This is a genomic window from Acinetobacter sp. Tr-809 (assembly GCF_011753255.1).
Classification (GTDB): domain Bacteria; phylum Pseudomonadota; class Gammaproteobacteria; order Pseudomonadales; family Moraxellaceae; genus Acinetobacter.
This window is the reverse complement of record NZ_VWVZ01000002.1, coordinates 378,244-396,129: the sequence shown is the minus strand read 5'-3', so window position 1 is coordinate 396,129 and position 17,886 is coordinate 378,244. Positions and strand designations below refer to the sequence as shown.

At 41.0% G+C, this 17,886-nt stretch carries 17 protein-coding genes; 7 read left to right on the top strand and 10 right to left on the bottom strand.

Going from position 1 to position 17,886, the window contains the following annotated elements:
* Nucleotides 1-3: 3 nt before the first annotated feature.
* From F3J02_RS05930 to catM, 9 genes are all read right to left on the bottom strand, one after another.
* On the bottom strand, nucleotides 4-339 hold the full coding sequence (locus F3J02_RS05930; protein ID WP_167248131.1) for a DUF3325 domain-containing protein: 336 nt from the start codon (nucleotides 337-339) through the stop codon (nucleotides 4-6).
* Nucleotides 339-2,036 carry a PepSY-associated TM helix domain-containing protein gene (locus tag F3J02_RS05925; protein WP_167248130.1) on the bottom strand — a complete coding sequence of 566 codons (1,698 nt, stop codon included), beginning with the start codon at nucleotides 2,034-2,036 and terminating at the stop codon, nucleotides 339-341. The genes F3J02_RS05930 and F3J02_RS05925 overlap by 1 nt, the downstream gene beginning before the upstream one ends.
* 4 nt (nucleotides 2,037-2,040) lie before the next feature.
* Nucleotides 2,041-2,388, bottom strand: a complete 348-nt coding sequence (locus F3J02_RS05920; protein WP_167248129.1) for a DUF3649 domain-containing protein — start codon at nucleotides 2,386-2,388, stop codon at nucleotides 2,041-2,043.
* A 60-nt stretch (nucleotides 2,389-2,448) separates the two neighbouring features.
* Nucleotides 2,449-5,283, bottom strand: coding sequence for a TonB-dependent receptor domain-containing protein (locus F3J02_RS05915; RefSeq protein ID WP_167248128.1), 2,835 nt, complete (start codon nucleotides 5,281-5,283; stop codon nucleotides 2,449-2,451).
* A 381-nt stretch (nucleotides 5,284-5,664) separates the two neighbouring features.
* Nucleotides 5,665-5,961: a hypothetical protein gene (locus tag F3J02_RS05910; RefSeq protein WP_167248127.1), complete on the bottom strand. Its 297-nt coding sequence runs from the start codon at nucleotides 5,959-5,961 to the stop codon at nucleotides 5,665-5,667.
* 528 nt (nucleotides 5,962-6,489) lie between these two features.
* Entirely contained in the window at nucleotides 6,490-6,795 is a 306-nt protein-coding gene (locus F3J02_RS05905; RefSeq protein WP_167248126.1) for an NTF2 fold immunity protein, read from the bottom strand.
* Between the two features lie 214 nt (nucleotides 6,796-7,009).
* Complete coding sequence (locus F3J02_RS05900; RefSeq protein WP_167248125.1) at nucleotides 7,010-7,528, bottom strand: hypothetical protein; 519 nt, start codon at nucleotides 7,526-7,528, stop codon at nucleotides 7,010-7,012.
* Nucleotides 7,529-7,747: 219 nt separating this feature from the next.
* Entirely contained in the window at nucleotides 7,748-9,013 is a 1,266-nt protein-coding gene (locus F3J02_RS05895; RefSeq protein ID WP_167248124.1) for an OprD family outer membrane porin, read from the bottom strand.
* A gap of 290 nt (nucleotides 9,014-9,303) precedes the next feature.
* Nucleotides 9,304-10,221: a cis,cis-muconate-binding transcription regulator CatM gene (catM, locus tag F3J02_RS05890; RefSeq protein ID WP_167248123.1), complete on the bottom strand. Its 918-nt coding sequence runs from the start codon at nucleotides 10,219-10,221 to the stop codon at nucleotides 9,304-9,306.
* Between the two features lie 104 nt (nucleotides 10,222-10,325).
* On the opposite strand from catM, the gene F3J02_RS05885 reads away from it, so the two are divergent.
* From F3J02_RS05885 to pcaD, 7 genes are all read left to right on the top strand, one after another.
* Entirely contained in the window at nucleotides 10,326-11,435 is a 1,110-nt protein-coding gene (locus tag F3J02_RS05885; protein ID WP_167248122.1) for a muconate/chloromuconate family cycloisomerase, read from the top strand.
* 14 nt (nucleotides 11,436-11,449) lie between these two features.
* On the top strand, nucleotides 11,450-11,740 hold the full coding sequence (catC, locus tag F3J02_RS05880) for a muconolactone Delta-isomerase (protein WP_005190515.1): 291 nt from the start codon (nucleotides 11,450-11,452) through the stop codon (nucleotides 11,738-11,740).
* Nucleotides 11,741-11,859: 119 nt separating this feature from the next.
* Complete coding sequence (catA, locus tag F3J02_RS05875) at nucleotides 11,860-12,780, top strand: catechol 1,2-dioxygenase (RefSeq protein WP_167248121.1); 921 nt, start codon at nucleotides 11,860-11,862, stop codon at nucleotides 12,778-12,780.
* Between the two features lie 119 nt (nucleotides 12,781-12,899).
* Entirely contained in the window at nucleotides 12,900-13,589 is a 690-nt protein-coding gene (locus tag F3J02_RS05870; protein WP_167248120.1) for a 3-oxoacid CoA-transferase subunit A, read from the top strand.
* Nucleotides 13,586-14,239, top strand: a complete 654-nt coding sequence (locus tag F3J02_RS05865; RefSeq protein WP_167248119.1) for a 3-oxoacid CoA-transferase subunit B — start codon at nucleotides 13,586-13,588, stop codon at nucleotides 14,237-14,239. The genes F3J02_RS05870 and F3J02_RS05865 overlap by 4 nt, the downstream gene beginning before the upstream one ends.
* A gap of 90 nt (nucleotides 14,240-14,329) precedes the next feature.
* Nucleotides 14,330-15,544 carry a 3-oxoadipyl-CoA thiolase gene (pcaF, locus tag F3J02_RS05860; protein WP_167248118.1) on the top strand — a complete coding sequence of 405 codons (1,215 nt, stop codon included), beginning with the start codon at nucleotides 14,330-14,332 and terminating at the stop codon, nucleotides 15,542-15,544.
* Between the two features lie 10 nt (nucleotides 15,545-15,554).
* Nucleotides 15,555-16,334 carry a 3-oxoadipate enol-lactonase gene (gene pcaD / locus F3J02_RS05855; RefSeq protein ID WP_167248117.1) on the top strand — a complete coding sequence of 260 codons (780 nt, stop codon included), beginning with the start codon at nucleotides 15,555-15,557 and terminating at the stop codon, nucleotides 16,332-16,334.
* Between the two features lie 62 nt (nucleotides 16,335-16,396).
* Here pcaD and F3J02_RS05850 read toward each other — a convergent pair whose 3' ends face one another.
* Nucleotides 16,397-17,884: an aldehyde dehydrogenase family protein gene (locus tag F3J02_RS05850; protein ID WP_167248116.1), complete on the bottom strand. Its 1,488-nt coding sequence runs from the start codon at nucleotides 17,882-17,884 to the stop codon at nucleotides 16,397-16,399.
* Nucleotides 17,885-17,886 lie beyond the last annotated feature (2 nt).

Genomic DNA, 17,886 nt, shown 5'->3' with positions numbered 1-17,886 from the left:
AGCTTAAATCAAGGTCACAATAAGCAGTAACCCAAATAAAACTGTCACAATCGCATTCGCCTGCAACAGTTTTTTAGGTTGATAGGTTAATAATAACCCCACTGCCAAAGCAGCAAAGGTGATACAACCCAACCACTCAGATAAACCAACTGAGGCACCTTTAAAGTAAACCATCACCAACGCAGATATAAGAAGAATTACCCAACCTACAATCTCAAAACGTCGACTATTTTGTGCTGAGATCTGAGAACTAAAAATATCACGCTGATGCTTACTCATCCCACACGCAAGTGCCGATAACGCCACCACAGCAACACACCACAACATCAATGCTGCCATTATGCTTGCTCCTGTCCAGCTTGAACCTTAGGCTGTTTTTTCTGCTTTACAGCTAGACCTTGGTAACGCTTTAACTTGTAATAAGAATAGATAAAAATCAGACCCAAAATAATGCACACCAGATCAAAACTGGCGATCATCCATTGTCCATGATAAATACTCATCCATAGTGCCTGCCCGCCTGTTAAGAAGTTTAGGATTGGCATAAACAGGAACAGTACAGCAGCTAAAGCCAGTTGCTCCAACCATGCAGGACGATGTGCCCGAATAGCCGCATGAATTAAACACAGCAGCCATACGATAAAGAACACATTAATCTCTAGCGGAGAACGTTCGGCCAATTGAGCTGGGATAAAACGATTGGCAATGAAATAGGCAGCACAGGCAATCGGTAGGCCTGTAATTGCGGTAATATTCAGCACTTCAACCACTCGATGACCAAAAGGCTTATAACCCAATTTCTGTACATCTGGAATGCGTTTTACTACCCATAAGATCAGACCTGAAGCCACCATCATCGTGCCTAACACACCTGATAAAAATAACAACCAACGCAACGCCGAGTCCACACCATGTGCCATATGTAGCCATGTCACCAAGGTATAAATGGCTTTTGAAGTTGAGTTAACTGGCTTGGCTTCATCAAGCAATTGCCCTGTCACCGCATTAAACTTCATTGAAGGAATGCTTTCTCGATCAAGCAATGTGGTGGTACGGGTTGCATTAAATTGAACATCAGCTTCAACCGTATTCGGCTTATTCACTCGAATCGAAGCAATCGGATTATCTTCCCAACCTTGCTGAACGTATTGACTCAATGTCAGCAAATTCACCATTGGTGCTGCTGCAAGCACGGGCGCTGCTTGTTCGGCTTCACCACGGCGGCCACCACCGCGATTGCCGCGCCCTTCTTCGGCTGCTTCTTTTTGTTTTTGCTCTGCCAATAAACGTGCTTGCTCTGGTGTTTTAGCAACAGGTTCATTCAGCATTTGATAGAAATTTTGCCCATTTCCATAGTGGCTGTTCATCGCCCATGGCATAAACATGAACATTAACAATAGCAAACCACTAAAGGTGATCATAATATGAAAAGGTAAAGCAAATACAGCCGTTGCATTATGAGCATCGAGCCAAGAACGCTGACCTTTGGCTGGACGGAAGGTAAAGAAATCCTTGAAAATCTTTTTATGGGTGATAATACCGCTGATAATCGCGACAAACATGAATAAGGTTGCGATACCAACAATCCAACGCCCCCAAATACGTGGCATACCATAGAGTTCAAAATGGAACCGATATAAGAAACCGCCACCCCGAGTTTCTCGCGCTTTAATCTCTTGTCCCGTTTGTGCGTCTAAATAGATTTCACCACCCCGACGGCGGCCTTCACCTGGCTTACGGATATTCAGCATAATGGCAGGTTGGCGTTCATTGGCAAAACGGATATTCCAGCTTTCGGCAGGTTGCCCGTTTTGCTGCAAATACTGTAATGCAAAACTCAATTGTTGCTGCTGTGAAGTGCTATTCACAGACTGATGCAATTCGGGTTTCATCCACACCGTAATTTCATTTTGGAAAAAACTGAGCGTGCCCGTCAGAAAAACTGCGTAAAGCAGCCATCCCAAGAGCAGGCTTGTCCATGTATGTAACCATGACATGGATTGGCGAGGGCCTTCATTTTTACCATCAACACGCATTAGATTACCCTTTTAAAAACCAATAAATCAACGTCATCAATACACTGGGAACAATAACGCCTAACCAGACTTTCACGGTTGAGTTGACCAAAAATACCCAAATGAACACGGCACAATGGATCACAAAAGCCAACATGGTTGCCCCAAATACCGCATTGGCTTTGGAAGGTTCAGCTGAAAACAGGAAACCCATCAACATTGCAGCAATCGCAGCAAAGTAATAGCCACCAAAAATGGCCAGGACAAAACGTGAAAAAATCATCAATCGATATTTAATCAATGATGATTGTTCAACCTTCTTTTTTGTGACCCTTTTGGCGGAGGCCAAGGGCACAGACGCTTCAATATTCATAAAAGACACCCAGTCAGGTGGCGATTATGCAAAATAATCGCCACCTCCATTTCAGGAAGATTAGAAAGAAAACTTAAGGTTTAGATAATATTGGCGACCACGGACATCACTATATTTGCTGAGGTATGATTGCGTTCCAGACATATCGACCGTGTAATCATTAAATAAATTCTGAATACCGAAGCTCAGCTCACTGCTACTGTGTTTCAGCAACTTACTGCTCGGTAAACTCACCTTGGCAAAAATGTCATGGTAGATTTGATCTTCAATTTTTAATTTTTTATCGGCATGACCCGTTTGATTTAAAATCGCAGCCGCGTTGACCATGTCATATGAACCATAATATTGACTTGCCCAACCAAAGCCCCAATTGTCATTAGCCTGTAGATAAATCGATGCATTGGCACGATGTTTTAACGGTGCATCTGATACCGCACCGCCAACAAGACTGACAAAATTCTTTTCTGGATCAATCAAATTATGTTTTTGGCGATATTCATTAACATGGGTATAGCCCAAATTAAAGGTGGTTTCTCCAATCACGCTATCAAAGCGATAATTTAAATTGGTATCGATTCCACTGGTTTTTAGATTTAAAGCGTTGAATGGTGTGGTATCAATCGAAACTATATCGCCTGCTTGGTTACGTTTAATTCGACTGCCATATTTACTTTGATTATCTAGAATATATTGCGCACTGATCGAACTAATATTATTGGTTTTTTTGATGTTGTAATAATCAATCGATAGGCGTAAATCAGGAATCGCCTCTGGGGTTAACACAATCCCAGCATTAATACTTTTTGAACTTTCTGGGGTTAGATCAGGATTACCGCCAGAAATGCTTTCATAGTCTGTAACCGGTTGACCTGTGGTTGGATCTTTTAATGTAGCACCTGTCACTCGGTTCGACGTCGCTTGAGAAATTTGAGAAACCGATGGCGTCACAAAACCTTCGCTATAAGACGCACGGAACATCAATTGATCGTTTGGTGCGAAGCGGAAACCAACCGTTGGTGTGATTGCATCAAATTTTGATTTACCCGAATCGCTATAATTTAAAAACTTAGAACGATATCCAGTTGCTGGATCAATTTGGCTGTCATATTGTGGCGTTTTTGCTTGGACATTGAAATCTTCATAGCGTGCAGCCAATTGCACATCCAGTAATTTGGCGAAAGGTAAATTCAGCTCAGGTGAAATCACTGGAATGTTAAATTCCGTGTAAACACTGGATGCATTGCTCTTACGTTCAGTCGGCTTCACCCAAGGATTGTCGACATGTTGGTGATCTGCAAAGCCTTCACTTTCATAACGACGGTGTTCAATCCCCGTTGCCAATCGAATATCACCTGCATACCATTTTGCGATCGGACCTGTGGCACGAATCGAGAAATCATTTAACGTCTGCTGCGTATTATTTTTTGGATAGTTCCAATATTTTGAAATTAAGTCCGTTGGTGTGGTGGTGAAATCTTGCAGAAAATCAATTGCATTATTGGTGGTATCTTTGTTCCATGCACTGGCTTTTGGATTTTTGCTACCCTGACGTGTATAACGTTGACGAATATCCGATTTACTCCATGCATAATCTGCCGAGAGTATCCATTCTGGTGTAAGGTCAAAGGTAAAGCCCGTCGCAACTTTCTTCTGGGTGGTTTCAAATGTGTCCTTGGCAAAGGCACCCAGACTATCCAAACGCAATGGATAATTCACTAAAATATCCTTACCAAATGGATTATGCGGACTGTCTTTGTTAACCGTTATCACCCCATAGTTATGCGGTACAGTATTAAATGACCACCCCTCTTCTTTTTCATAGCCTGCTTCAAGAAACACATTCAGACGATCAGTAAAATCACGATTTAAAGAAAGACCAAATGCTTCCGTCTTGGTATCATAAAGCAAAGCTTCTTTGCCTGACCAAGCACTGACCCCATCCGACAAACCCAATGCATAGCCTTGACCCAGTTTGCTCAGATCACCATTCCAACCTTTGGGAAGATGCGCCATAGACGAGCCCCACCCTGGTACTAATTCAGAACCATCTTTACTACGAATATTAGTTAAATTGCCCGCAGGCGGGTTGACCTTGTCCCCAATAAGACTATTTGGATTATTTTTTAAAATATTTTGGCGTGATTTACTTTTCCAGTCACGTTCGCTCGCTAGCAAACTATCTTGATCTTTTTTGGAAGCCGTCAACATCACATGGGTACGGCCATCTTCCAGAGAAAAACCTGAAACCAAATTAAAAGATTTGGCGGGTTGTTGATTATCCACGGTATCGCTATAGCGCACGTTCACTTCGGTGCCAACATAGTCTTTCCGCAAAATCACATTGATGACGCCACCAATCGCCCCACTGCCATAAATCGCAGCGGCTGATGTTGGTAACACTTCAATCCGTTCAATTGCAGCCAAGGGAATATTATTTAAATTGGGTTGATCGGTAGATTCTGAAGTACCTCGATTCCCTGTTCCTGCACTACGACGACCATTAATCAATACTAAAGTTTGACTGGCGCCAAGCCCACGTAAATTGATTTGACTCGATGTACCTGAGAAGTAACTGGAATTATTGGTTGAAGTCGCCATCGGCAGTACTTTAGACAATAATTCGGTGACTGTGGTGGTGCCCGAACGTTCAATCTCTTCCCGCTCGATCATGGTATAGGCTTGGACATCGTCTTCAGTACGTGGAATATCCATATTGCCCGATTTATAGGCAATATCAGCCTTGCTTGCTGTCACTGCAATAGTCGGCAGTGTCGAAGCTTTATCTGTACTGTCTTGCGCAAATACATGTGGAGATGACAACACCAATAAAACAGAAGTGCAGAGTGTTGTTCTAATAAATTGAGACGATTTGAGAGATTTATTTTGTTCTAACACGTAAGAACCTTAATTCATTCTTAAAAATTTCGTGAATAATACACAAAAGCAACAAAAATGACAATAATAATGATAATTATTATCAATAATAACATTAACTCTCTCTATTCCTCCATATATTCAAGTCATCAATAACAACAAAAGCTTACATGAGGGGGTCAGGTGATCAATTCGTCTTAACAGTGGATAAAGTGCTCAACTTTAGACAAGATTAGGAGCTATGTGCTCTCAATAGTAATGTGTAGAAATACTCTAAAGTTTGTGAGTAACTTCACACTTTGTGGGTATACAGATTTAATAGCATAATTAATAGCTAAGCTTAAAAGTGTAGCTACTGCGGTATTACTCGGAACATACGCTCACGACTTATCTATTTAATATTTATTCTTCTATTTTCTTTTTATTCTCAATTTCATTTCTATTTTTTAAGAAATAAAATAGAATCAACCACGAACCTATCACAAAAAAACTAATAAAATTACAAGTATTAATAATATTATTTTGTTCCTTTGTAACATAAATATCCACACCATGATCATTAATTTTTTCTACGTATGGATATTGAAGCTCACGCTTCCATTTTTTAACATAATCTTCATACACAAATGAAGATTTAAAAAAAATCATCATCACAACAATATCAGAAACCACTAAAATCAATCTTGAAGAACTCGACATTAGCTTCTCCTTATAAATTCAAAGGTGAATTTCCCAATAAACTACAAATTTATTTATTACTAGTTTTATAAAACTTCATACTCATTAAAAGTGCATCACTAGCCATTACAACTTACATCATAACAAGAGCATATTTCTAAAAATATTTTTTGATTTCTTATATACTTCTATCTATAAAACATTATTTTCTAAAACAAAAATATTTTTTAATTTTCACATGCCTCTTTTTTTCTGAAATTTTATGGTCCAAAATTACAAATATCTCACTTATAGTCCCATGCTCCACCTGAGTCTGCACAACTATCTTTTTTAGCTGCATTATCAAAATATTTAAAACCGTTTTCTTTACTATACTAAAAAAACTCATTTTAGATAAATCTCACTTATAAAAACTTATATTTTTCATTGACACCAAATTCTATCAATTTCCTTTATCTCTCTATTCAGAAAACATTCAGCTCTTTGACAATATAAATATAAGAATTAATTCCAATTTTATTTTTATAAAACAAGCCATCCTATATCAAATTATTTTGTATGCTCCAAATATAAAACTCTCCCATCTTCTTTGGCTATTTTAATCAGGAAAGATCCGCCAACATAACTCTTTGGCAATGTTCCCTCAACAACCCAAGCTCCATCTTTAAGTATTACATGGAATGGTTTTTGTCTGTGGATATTTGATTCTCCATAAATTGGCTCTAAAATAATTTCTGCGATCTTAGCAGCGATCTCAGCATTTGGAACAAAGCCTTTTTGAGGAGTATATCCCCAAGCATGACAAAAACTAAAAAAGACTGATATTAACAAGAAAAATCTTAATATTAATTTCATTTAAAATTACCCTACAGTAAATATTTTTATTAAACCAATAAGCTGTAGCATCATTATAGAGAATAATTATATGATTACTAGGACACCTCTATACTCGACCTAATTTACCATAAGTATCAGTTGCTGAACGTCCATAGCTCAGACCCAATACCACCTAAATATCTATTATTTTTTCCATACTTCGCTTATATTCCAATTTTCTGATTCAATCATTTCATTTTTCATTTTTAAAGACGATAAAATCTGATGATTTTGGAAATTTTTTGGGATCATCACCAAAAAATACCTCTAATTCATACTTTGATGGCTCATAACCTAACTCATATGCTTTTAAAAGATTATATACTGCCATATTTCTTGTCCGTTTATCATCACTCCAAACAGGAACACCCCCTATATATGTTCCTTCATCAGCATTCATATCAACCCCCAAATAATAGTAAGCAATTGGACAGTCGTATTTATTTGCCATAATTTGAGTATAGTAAAATATAGAATAGCCATCATCTGCCAAATGCCTATTCACAACAGCACTTTGAAAGGTATTACAATCACCATCTTTTAATGACTTAGCCAATAACTCGTCAATTTTTCTTTCACTGTATATCGCATCCCGAGTGTCAAATCCTTTGTCATCGTTGAAGTCACATGCGATAAAAAAATTTGAAAGAAATAATATAAAAACAAAATTAATATACTTTATCATTTCCCCCCTCACAGCAATCTCACTCATTATTTATTTTCAATCAAAAAATTCGCACACGCACTCATGACCAAAGTCCCCACTACAACGATGTAAAATTTTAATTATAATTAACAAAAAATCGAATAAAAAACAACCAATAAAAATAAATTGCCTCAATACAAAGACTAAGACTCATTAACAATGAGCCTCAGCATAAAATTAAAACATCAGGTTAATTGACAAAGGAAACTCACTTTTAAAATTCGACTAAAACTTATGTGTATACGTCGTCATGATTCGATTTTCGACAAAATCTGTACCTGGATTATTGCCTGCACCATATTTAATATCAGCGCGAATATGTCGCCATTCAAAACCGAGACCTTTTAGTTTACCTTCTGGTACGGTGTAATTGACGATCACATTCTTCTCAGTTTCTTTATTATCTTTAAAGCCTTCCCGATAGATTTCACTACCATTTAAATAACGTAAAGTCAGTTTTAGCCCAGGAATACCCTGCTCTTTAAAGTCATAACTATATAAAACATGCCAAGTGAACTCTTTGGCTTTGTAGAAAGCAATTGCAGACCAACTCTGTAAATAGGCTTGTGGTACATAACCATTCAACAAGGGAATATTGTCTTCACCCATGTGCTTTTGCAGACCCGTCAAAATGGTATGTGGGCCATTTTGCACACTGGCTTGCAGACCGATTGACTGGACATCAATATCGCCAAAATAGGCATCGCCATCTTCTTTATAATTAAAGTAGCGGGCATCTACTTTGAGCTTGCTTTTGTTGACTGTTTCCGTATAGGCCGCACTCAAATATTGTTGTTGGTAAATATCTTCAAGCTGTCCAAACCAATAAGAACCCGTCAACTGAGGAGTAAAATTATAATCAAGCCCCAAGAAATTCAGCCCGTCGCTTCTTTTGCTTGGATCTGTCGAGTTGCCTAAAGTGAATTTTCGATATTCATCATCATCTCGAGCATTAACATGGGTAAAACGCCCTGCCGATACTTTTAAATTTTTAATGTCTTTACTTTCCAGCATTGCGCCTGCGTAGGTGGTGACCAATTGCCGAGAATCATCAATAAACAGTACCGGTGTTTTTGGAAAAAGCTCACCAACTTTCAGTTCAGTATTGTGATATTTAAATTTTAAAGTCGCGCCTAATTTTAAATAATCACGTTCCTGCCGACCTTCGTGCTGATCATATTTAAATACTGTATCCAGACGTTCATCATAGCGATCCGTTAAACGCAGAGCATATTGAAATCCCAGATCCAAACCAACTTGAAGCGGTGTATCGGTATAACCAGACTCAAAGCGTCCTGTCATCGCCTGAGACCAACTGCCTAAATCTTTATTGGTATTTTCAAAATCCCGTTCCAAGTAAAAATTACGCAGATAAATGCTTTTTTCGCTGTCTTCGAAAAAATCTGCATAAGCCGCATTGATGTTTAGACAACCAAAGAGTGTATATAAGGCTACGCGCTGTGCTTTATACAGCGTATCTGGTTTTAACATGGGAAATCCTTTCCTGAGTATTTGAAATTCTTATTCATTCACGCTGAGAGTTAAGACCGCCCTCACAACTGAGACCATGCTTACCGATACCTTTAAAACTGACATAAATTCAGAAAGATATATTTGAGCAAATAATGGTCATGCCCTATTATTTGAATTGTTAATGTAATTTTCCATAGATAATGAAGTATATAGTTATACCTTTAAAGTCTTCTGTAATACCCTTTCAAAGATAAATAAAAAAGCGGTCTTCTTGACCGCCTCTAAATACATGAATCATTCCAATCAACTTAGTCACCTTCAAGTTGTATCGGAATTCCCTCTTCTTCAAATACCTGCTTAATACATTCCAAAATCTGCGGTAGATAGGGGCTCTGATCCATATTGCGTACTGCCAAAGAAATTGGTGTATAAGCCTCTAAATCTAGGATTGGGATATACACCAGATTTTTCATGCCGATATCACTGGCACTTTCTGGAATAAGACAAATCCCCTCACCTGATGACACCAAACCAAGCGCCATATGAATTTCACGTACTTCAACGATGTCTTTAGGTACCAGCCCCAAGTCGGTAAAAATCGACTGAATCAAGGTGGAAAAATTCGGTTTTTGGGTCGCAGGATAAGAAAAAATAGGTTCATCAATAATCTGGGACAGATAAATACCCTGATCGATAAAGCGAGTTAAATGATGGTTTTTATGAATGGCTAATTTGAGCTTTTCTTTGCGCAACAAAATCCGTTTAATTGCAGGATCACTAATTCTTAAACGTCCAAAACCCAAATCGATTTTCCCCAGCTTTAATGCTTCAACCTGATCCTTAGTGCCGTGTTCAATCAACTCCACCTGAATATCAGGATGGTTTTGACGGAATAAATAAATCACTTGCGGTAATAGTGCATAAAGCAATGAACTGACATAGCCAATACGCACAATCTTATTCACTGTGCTAATGCGTTTTGCCATTGAAGCCGCTTGGGCGGTATGGGTCAAAATCTGTACCGCATGTTGATAAAAGAACTGCCCCGCCTCTGTGGTTTTTACAGGTCGCGAACCACGTTCAAATAGCAGAATTCCGAGTTCTTCTTCCAGTTTTTGGATCTGACGGCTTAATGGCGGTTGTGCAATACATAACTTTTCTGCGGCTTTGGTAATGCTCTGCTCCTCGACCACCGTCACGAAATAACGAAGATGTCTTAATTCCATTTAATATACCTTTTAAGTATCTAAAAATACCAAATTCAGCCTAGTTATAGATATTACATTAATTTAGGGTATGTAAATAGCTTAGGACGAAAGAAATACCAAAGATGTATAAATCCATAGAAACCCTACTTGTCGAGATCCCAACCATCCGTCCACATAAGATGGCGGTTGCAACCATGCAAACCCAAACCTTAGTCCTCATTAAAGTGACAACAGAAGATGGTTTTATCGGTTGGGGGGAAGCAACGACCATTGGTGGCTTGGGTTATGGAGATGAAAGTCCTGAAAGTGTCAAAACCAATATCGCACATTACTTTTCGCCATTGTTAAAAAGCTTGGACCGTTTTAATGTGGCTCAAACACTACAGGTCATTCAAAATAACATCAATGGGAACCGTTTTGCTAAATGTGCCATCCAAACAGCACTACTGGATATTCAGGCGCAGCGTTTAGGTTTACCGCTCAGTGAAGTCTTAGGTGGGCGTCTACGTGATAGCGTCCCTGTACTTTGGGTTTTAGCCTCAGGCAATACTGAAAAGGACATTGCTGAAGCAGAAAAAATGGTTGCGTTAAAACGCCACAATGTATTCAAGCTCAAGATCGGCTCTCGCCCTGTTGAGCAGGATGTTGAACATGTACTGGCGATTAAACAAGCCTTGGGGGCAGAGGTTTCGATTCGTGTCGATGTCAACCGTGCATGGTCTGAGTTGAATGCGATTAAAGGGATTCAAATGCTTCAGGACGGTGGAGTTGATCTTATCGAGCAACCGTGTGCAATTCACAATATTGATGCCATGCAACGTCTGACGCGCAAGTTCGATATTGCCATCATGGCCGATGAATCTTTAACGGGTCCGCAAAGTGCTTATCAACTGGCAAAAAGCAATGCTGCCTCAGTATTTGCAGTAAAAATTGCCCAATCAGGTGGTCTGATTGAAGCCTGTGAGGTCGGGAAAATTGCCACTCTGGCAGGGATTGATCTTTACGGTGGCACCATGTTGGAAGGTCCTGTTGGCACCATTGCTTCCGCACATGCCTTCTCTACTTTTAGCAATTTAGCCGCAGGCACGGAATTGTTTGGTCCATTGTTGCTCACAGAAGAAATTTTAAAAACACCGCTTCAATATGGCAATTTTGAACTCAAAATTCCAACTGCCCCTGGTCTCGGTATTGAACTGGATGAAGACAAAATCGACAACTTACGTCGTCAATAATTCAAGGAGTTGCCATGCTTTTTCATGTACGAATGGATGTAAATATCCCGCTCGATATGCCAGTTGAACAAGCCAATCAAATTAAAGCTGTTGAAAAGGCTTATTCACAAGATTTACAGCGTCAAGGCAAATGGCGTCATATCTGGCGCATCACAGGACAATACTCAAATATCAGTATCTTTGATGTGGAAAGCAACGAGGAACTGCACAATATTCTACAGGGGCTACCGTTGTATCCCTACATGAATATTGAAGTGATGGCAATGAATCGTCACCCATCAGCCATCCGCGAAGACGACAGCTAAACGCGCATAGCAGATAAAGTTAAAAACAGAATTTGAACAAGGAATGTGGCAAGCCAAGCAAGCAGCAAAACAGCAAGTTCGCAAGCCACCAAAAACTATCATACTTCAGGAGATTATGTATGAACCGTCAAGAAATCGATGCACTGGTTAAAAAAATGAATGTGGATACCGCGACAGGTGAAGTCAATCCACGTGTACAACAAATTGTGGTTCGTCTGCTCGGTGATCTTTTTCAGGCGATTGAAGATTTAGATATCTCGCAAAGTGAACTATGGAAAGGTCTGGAATACTTTACCGATGCAGGCCAAGCCAATGAACTTGGCTTATTGGCAGCAGGCTTAGGTCTAGAGCATTATCTAGATTTGCGTGCCGATGAAGCAGATGCCAAAGCAGGTATTACGGGTGGTACACCACGTACTATTGAAGGTCCATTGTATGTGGCTGGTGCGCCTGAATCTGTCGGTTTCGCCCGTATGGATGACGGTTCTGAATCGGACAAAGTCGATACTTTATTCATCGAAGGAACTGTAACCGATCCTGAAGGCAATATTATCGAAGGCGCTAAAGTTGAAGTGTGGCATGCTAACAGCCTAGGTAACTATTCGTTCTTTGATAAATCTCAATCTGACTTTAACTTACGTCGTACCATTTTGTCGGATGCCAGTGGTCACTATATCGCACAAACAACCATGCCTGTGGGTTATGGCTGCCCACCAGAAGGGACCACACAAGCTGTGCTGAACTTACTCGGTCGTCACGGTAACCGCCCTTCTCATGTGCACTATTTTGTGTCTGCACCGGGTTATCGCAAATTAACCACGCAGTTCAATATCGAAGGTGATCAATACCTATGGGATGACTTTGCATTTGCAACGCGTGAAGGTTTGGTCGCAACTGCTGTAGATATCACCGATGAAGCTGAACTAGCTCGTCGTGGTGTAAATAAGCCATTCAAACACATTACCTTTAATGTTGAATTGGTTGCAGAAAAAACAGGTGCGCCAACTACCGAAGTTGACCGTCGTCGTGTCGGTGCTTAACACCACAAATTTACTGTGAGCTAGACCTTAGCTCACAGTTTTTAAATTTCTATGCATACCCGTTTATACAGCAATTCGTATGTATAGAAATTTGAAAACATGGATAAAAGGTTGGCCTTATGATTGATAAAAGTACCCTCACATTGACTGAGGCACTGTCACAGATCAAGGATGGCGCAACCATCATGATTGGTGGCTTTGGCACCGCAGGACAACCCGCTGAACTGATTGATGGATTGATCGAACTCGGGATTAAAGATCTGGTCATCGTCAATAATAATGCAGGCAATGGCGATTATGGCTTGGCCAAACTGCTTAAAACAGGTGCTGTACGTAAGATCATCTGTTCTTTCCCACGTCAGTCAGACTCATGGGTATTCGATGAACTGTATCGTGCTGGCAAGATTGAATTGGAGTTGGTGCCACAAGGCAATTTGGCTTGTCGTATTCAAGCTGCTGGTATGGGCTTAGGTGCAGTCTTTACCCCAACTGGCTTTGGTACCTTATTGGCAGAAGGCAAGGAAACCCGTCATATCGAGGGTAAAGACTATGTACTTGAATATCCAATCAAAGCCGACTTTGCCTTGATCAAAGCTCATCAAGGCGACCGTTGGGGCAATCTGGTTTATAACAAATCTGCACGTAATTTTGGCCCAATCATGGCCATGGCTGCGGATGTCACTATTGCTCAAGTCTCTGAACTGGTCGAACTGGGTCAGCTTGATCCTGAACACATCATTACCCCTGGGATTTTTGTACAGCATGTAGTCGCTGTCGATGCAGCCAATGGCATAGGAGCAGAACAATGAGCTATCAAAAACTAAGCCGTGACCAAATTGCTGAACGTGTGGCGCAAGACATTCCTGATGGTGCATATGTCAATTTAGGCATTGGCCTACCAACCAAGATTTCCAATTATCTTCCTGCTGATAAAGATGTCTTTCTGCATTCTGAAAATGGCTTGCTGGCTTTTGGGCCTCCACCTGCCAAAGGTGAAGAAGATCCTGAGTTGATCAATGCAGGTAAGGAATATGTGACTATGCTGACGGGTGGTAGCTTTTTCCATCATGGTGATTCCTTTGCCATGATGCGTGGTGGGCATTTGGATATCGCGGTATTGGGTGCTTTCCAAGTGGCAGCCAATGGTGATCTGGCCAATTGGCATACCGGTGCAGCAGATGCGATTCCTGCGGTGGGTGGTGCGATGGACCTCGCTGTCGGTGCCAAGAAAGTATTTATCACCACTGATCACAATACCAAGCAAGGTGAACCCAAGATTGTTGAAACGCTTTCATATCCAGCAACAGGATTGAAGTGTGTCGATCGTATTTATACCGACTTATGTGTGATTGATGTGACCACAGAAGGTTTAAAAGTGATTGAGAAAGTGGATGGTCTGAGCTTTGATGAGTTACAGGCATTGACGGGTGCTCAATTGATTGATGCGACACAAGGATAATGAATCTCCCCTAACCCCTCTTTAAAAAGAGGGGAACTCCTCCCTTTATTAAAGGGAGGTTGGGAGGGATTTTAGATAATGGAAAAACACATGAAAAACGCTTATATCATCGATGCCATCCGTACCCCATTCGGTCGCTATGCAGGCGGTCTTGCACCTGTACGTGCTGATGACTTGGGAGCCATTCCGATTCAGGCCTTGATGCAACGTAACCCAAGTATCGATTGGCAAAAAGTGGATGATCTGATCTATGGCTGTGCCAATCAGGCAGGTGAAGACAATCGTAATGTCGGACGCATGTCAGCACTATTGGCAGGTTTACCTTATCAAGTGCCTGCTACCACAGTGAACCGTTTATGTGGTTCATCACTGGATGCGATTGCCATGGCTGCTCGTGCCATTAAAGCCAATGAAGCTGATTTGATTATTGCAGGTGGGGTCGAAAGCATGAGTCGTGCGCCTTATGTGATGGGCAAATCGGATAGTGCCTTTGGCCGTAACCAAAAGATTGAAGACACCACCATGGGCTGGCGTTTTATCAATCCAAAACTCAAAGAGCTGTATGGTGTAGATACTATGCCGCAAACCGCGGAAAACGTGGCGGAACAATTCAACATTAATCGTGCCGATCAAGATCAGTTTGCGCTCAACAGCCAACAACGTACAGCAACTGCACAAGCCAATGGCTTCTTTAAAAATGAAATCGTGCCTGTCAGCATTCCACAGCGTAAGGGTGATGCAGTTGTGGTGGATACCGATGAGCATCCACGTGCATCAACGACGTTAGATGCACTGAGCAAACTCAAAGGTGTGGTCAAAGCGGATGGTACGGTGACCGCAGGTAATGCTTCTGGGATTAATGATGGTGCAGCAGCGTTGCTGATCGCTTCTGATGAAGCGGTAGAAAAATACCAGCTCAAGCCACGTGCCAAAATCATTGCGGCTACCACAGTTGGGATTGAACCACGGATTATGGGTTTTGCGCCTGCACCTGCAATCAAGAAATTACTGAAACAGGTCAATCTGTCTCTAGCTCAGATGGACGTGATTGAACTGAATGAAGCCTTTGCGGCACAGGCTTTAGCGGTGACGCGTGATTTGGGTTTGGCGGATGATGATGCACGTGTCAATCCAAATGGTGGTGCAATTGCCTTGGGTCATCCTTTGGGTGCTTCAGGTGCGCGGTTGGTCACCACCGCCTTAAACCAGCTTGAACAGATCAAAGGTGAATATGCTTTGTGTTCGATGTGTATTGGTGTTGGTCAAGGCATTGCACTGATTATTGAACGTATCGAACAAAATTAAGGAATAGTAAATGTCAGTTTTTCAATCCGCCGATGCACAAATCAACTATCAAACTTTTGGCGATCCCAGCTCCCCTACATTGTTATTTTCCAACTCTTTGGGCACCAACTATGGCATGTGGCAGAAGCAGTTCAATTATTTTAAAGAACACTTTTATGTGATTTGTTATGACACACGCGGTCATGGTTCATCTTCAACACCAACAGGCCCTTATACCCTGCAACAACTCGGTGAAGATGTCATTCACCTACTCGATCATTTAAAGATTGAAAAAGCCAATTTCTGTGGCATTTCCATGGGTGGAATAACAGGTCAATGGCTTGCTATCCATCATCCAGAACGTTTTCAGCGTGTGGTTGTGAGTAATACCGCTGCGAAGATTGGACAGGAACAAGCATGGCTGGATCGTGCCCAACTGGTTCGAAAGCAAGGTTTAGTTCCTATCGCCACAACAGCAGCTTCACGCTGGTTTACAGATCCCTTTATCCAAAGTCACCCTGCAATCGTCAATAATCTGTGTAACGACTTAAGTGCTGGCAGCGCAAATGGTTATGCCAATTGTTGTGAGGCTTTGGCTAAAGCGGATGTCCGTGATCAACTCAAAGACATCCATATTCCCGTTTTGGTGATTGCAGGGACGCAAGACCCTGTCACTACAGTGGCAGATGGCCAATTTATGCAACAACAGATACCACAATCGAAACTGGTTGAAATCAATGCCTCACATATTTCAAATATTGAGCAGGCAGAAAGCTTCAATCAGATTTTAAATGACTTTCTGACTGAATAGCGAATAAAGCTAATCATTAAAAAATGGTCTAAAACGGCCATTTTTTAATATCTTACATATCGTTAATATCGAATCATCACCGATTTTAATTCAGTGTAATCATCAATGAATGCATCAGAAAACTCTCGACCAAGACCAGAAGCTTTCACCCCACCAAATGGTACAGATGGATCTAGGAAGGTATGCATATTGACCCAAACTGAACCTGCTTCAATTTGCGGGATCAAGCGCAATGCTTTTGCCAGATCATTGGTCCATAGGCTGGCTGTCAAACCAAAACGCGAGTGATTCATCATTGAAATCAACTCTTCATCACTTTCAAAAGGAATCACATCGACCACAGGACCAAAGGTTTCTTCAATAAATAAAGGATCATCAATCCCCTGCACTTTAAGTAATGTCGGTTCTACAAAATACCCAATACCTTGGATGGCTTGACCACCACAAATCACTTGATCATTTTGCTGTGCAAGGTCGAGATAATGTTTAACCTTATCAAAATGCGGTTTATTAGACAGTGGTCCAAACATACTGGATTCATCTAAAGGCGAACCAATTGTTATCTGTTGAATTGCTCCTGTCACCTTTTCTACAAATTCATCATATTTGGACTGATGCACAAAGAAACGCTCTGGTGCTGCACAAACCTGCCCCTGATGTACAAAGGTTGCCTGTAACAAGGTTGGTAGGATTTCATCCAGATTGGCATCAACTAAAATGGCTGCAGCATTTTTTCCACCGAGTTCCAGACTGACCCGAGTAAGATCATTCTTCATCGCTTGTTGACCAATCGCAATACCCGTAGGAACTGACCCTGTAAAAGAGACTTTTTTCACCAAAGGTGAATTCATTAAATGTTGTCCAGTCTCCCCTTTACCTGTGACCACATTAATCACTCCTGCTGGAATTCCTGCTTCAATTGCAAGTTCAGCCAAACGTAATAATGACAAAGTGGTGAATTCACTCGGTTTCAGCACAATGGTACAACCTGTGGTTAATGCTGAACCTATTTTCCAGCATCCAATCATCAGAGAAAAATTCCACGGTACAATCCCTGCCACCACGCCAACAGGTTGGCGTAAGGTATAGGCTGTATATTTTTCTCCATTCATGGAGGGAATTGAGGGCTGCATGCTTTGCCCATGAATTTTGGTTGCCCAGCCCGCAAAGTACCTTAAAAAAACAACTGTTTGTGCCACTTCCAAATGGCGAGCCAGATGAATCAATTTGCCCGTTGTTAACGTTTCAAGTTGAGCCAATTCTTCAGCATGTAATTCCACTAAATCAGCTAATTTATTGAGTTTTAAACCACGTTCATAAGGTGACGTATTGGCCCAAGCATGATGAAAGGCCTCATGCGCACTCTGAACCGCTTTTTCAACTTCGTTTTGAGTCGCAATAGCAATGGTTGAAACCACCTGCTCTGTCGCAGGGTTGATCAACTCAATCCGTTCTGATGTTTCTGCTGGAATGGTTTGACCATCAATAAAGTGACCATGCTGACGAGCCATAAATTGCTGTACACTTGCTAGAATCTGTACTTCACTCATTA

What these genes read in the sequence shown, in the direction of transcription:
- F3J02_RS05930 (WP_167248131.1), bottom strand. Translation starts at nt 339, where the DNA reads ATGGCAGCATTGATGTTGTGGTGTGTTGCTGTGGTGGCGTTATCGGCA.
- F3J02_RS05925 (WP_167248130.1), bottom strand. Translation starts at nt 2,036, where the DNA reads ATGCGTGTTGATGGTAAAAATGAAGGCCCTCGCCAATCCATGTCATGG.
- F3J02_RS05920 (WP_167248129.1), bottom strand. Translation starts at nt 2,388, where the DNA reads ATGAATATTGAAGCGTCTGTGCCCTTGGCCTCCGCCAAAAGGGTCACA.
- F3J02_RS05910 (WP_167248127.1), bottom strand. Translation starts at nt 5,961, where the DNA reads ATGTCGAGTTCTTCAAGATTGATTTTAGTGGTTTCTGATATTGTTGTG.
- F3J02_RS05905 (WP_167248126.1), bottom strand. Translation starts at nt 6,795, where the DNA reads ATGAAATTAATATTAAGATTTTTCTTGTTAATATCAGTCTTTTTTAGT.
- F3J02_RS05900 (WP_167248125.1), bottom strand. Translation starts at nt 7,528, where the DNA reads ATGAGTGAGATTGCTGTGAGGGGGGAAATGATAAAGTATATTAATTTT.
- F3J02_RS05895 (WP_167248124.1), bottom strand. Translation starts at nt 9,013, where the DNA reads ATGTTAAAACCAGATACGCTGTATAAAGCACAGCGCGTAGCCTTATAT.
- catM (WP_167248123.1), bottom strand. Translation starts at nt 10,221, where the DNA reads ATGGAATTAAGACATCTTCGTTATTTCGTGACGGTGGTCGAGGAGCAG.
- F3J02_RS05885 (WP_167248122.1), top strand. Translation starts at nt 10,326, where the DNA reads ATGTATAAATCCATAGAAACCCTACTTGTCGAGATCCCAACCATCCGT.
- catC (WP_005190515.1), top strand. Translation starts at nt 11,450, where the DNA reads ATGCTTTTTCATGTACGAATGGATGTAAATATCCCGCTCGATATGCCA.
- catA (WP_167248121.1), top strand. Translation starts at nt 11,860, where the DNA reads ATGAACCGTCAAGAAATCGATGCACTGGTTAAAAAAATGAATGTGGAT.
- F3J02_RS05870 (WP_167248120.1), top strand. Translation starts at nt 12,900, where the DNA reads ATGATTGATAAAAGTACCCTCACATTGACTGAGGCACTGTCACAGATC.
- F3J02_RS05865 (WP_167248119.1), top strand. Translation starts at nt 13,586, where the DNA reads ATGAGCTATCAAAAACTAAGCCGTGACCAAATTGCTGAACGTGTGGCG.
- pcaF (WP_167248118.1), top strand. Translation starts at nt 14,330, where the DNA reads ATGAAAAACGCTTATATCATCGATGCCATCCGTACCCCATTCGGTCGC.
- pcaD (WP_167248117.1), top strand. Translation starts at nt 15,555, where the DNA reads ATGTCAGTTTTTCAATCCGCCGATGCACAAATCAACTATCAAACTTTT.
- F3J02_RS05850 (WP_167248116.1), bottom strand. Translation starts at nt 17,884, where the DNA reads ATGAGTGAAGTACAGATTCTAGCAAGTGTACAGCAATTTATGGCTCGT.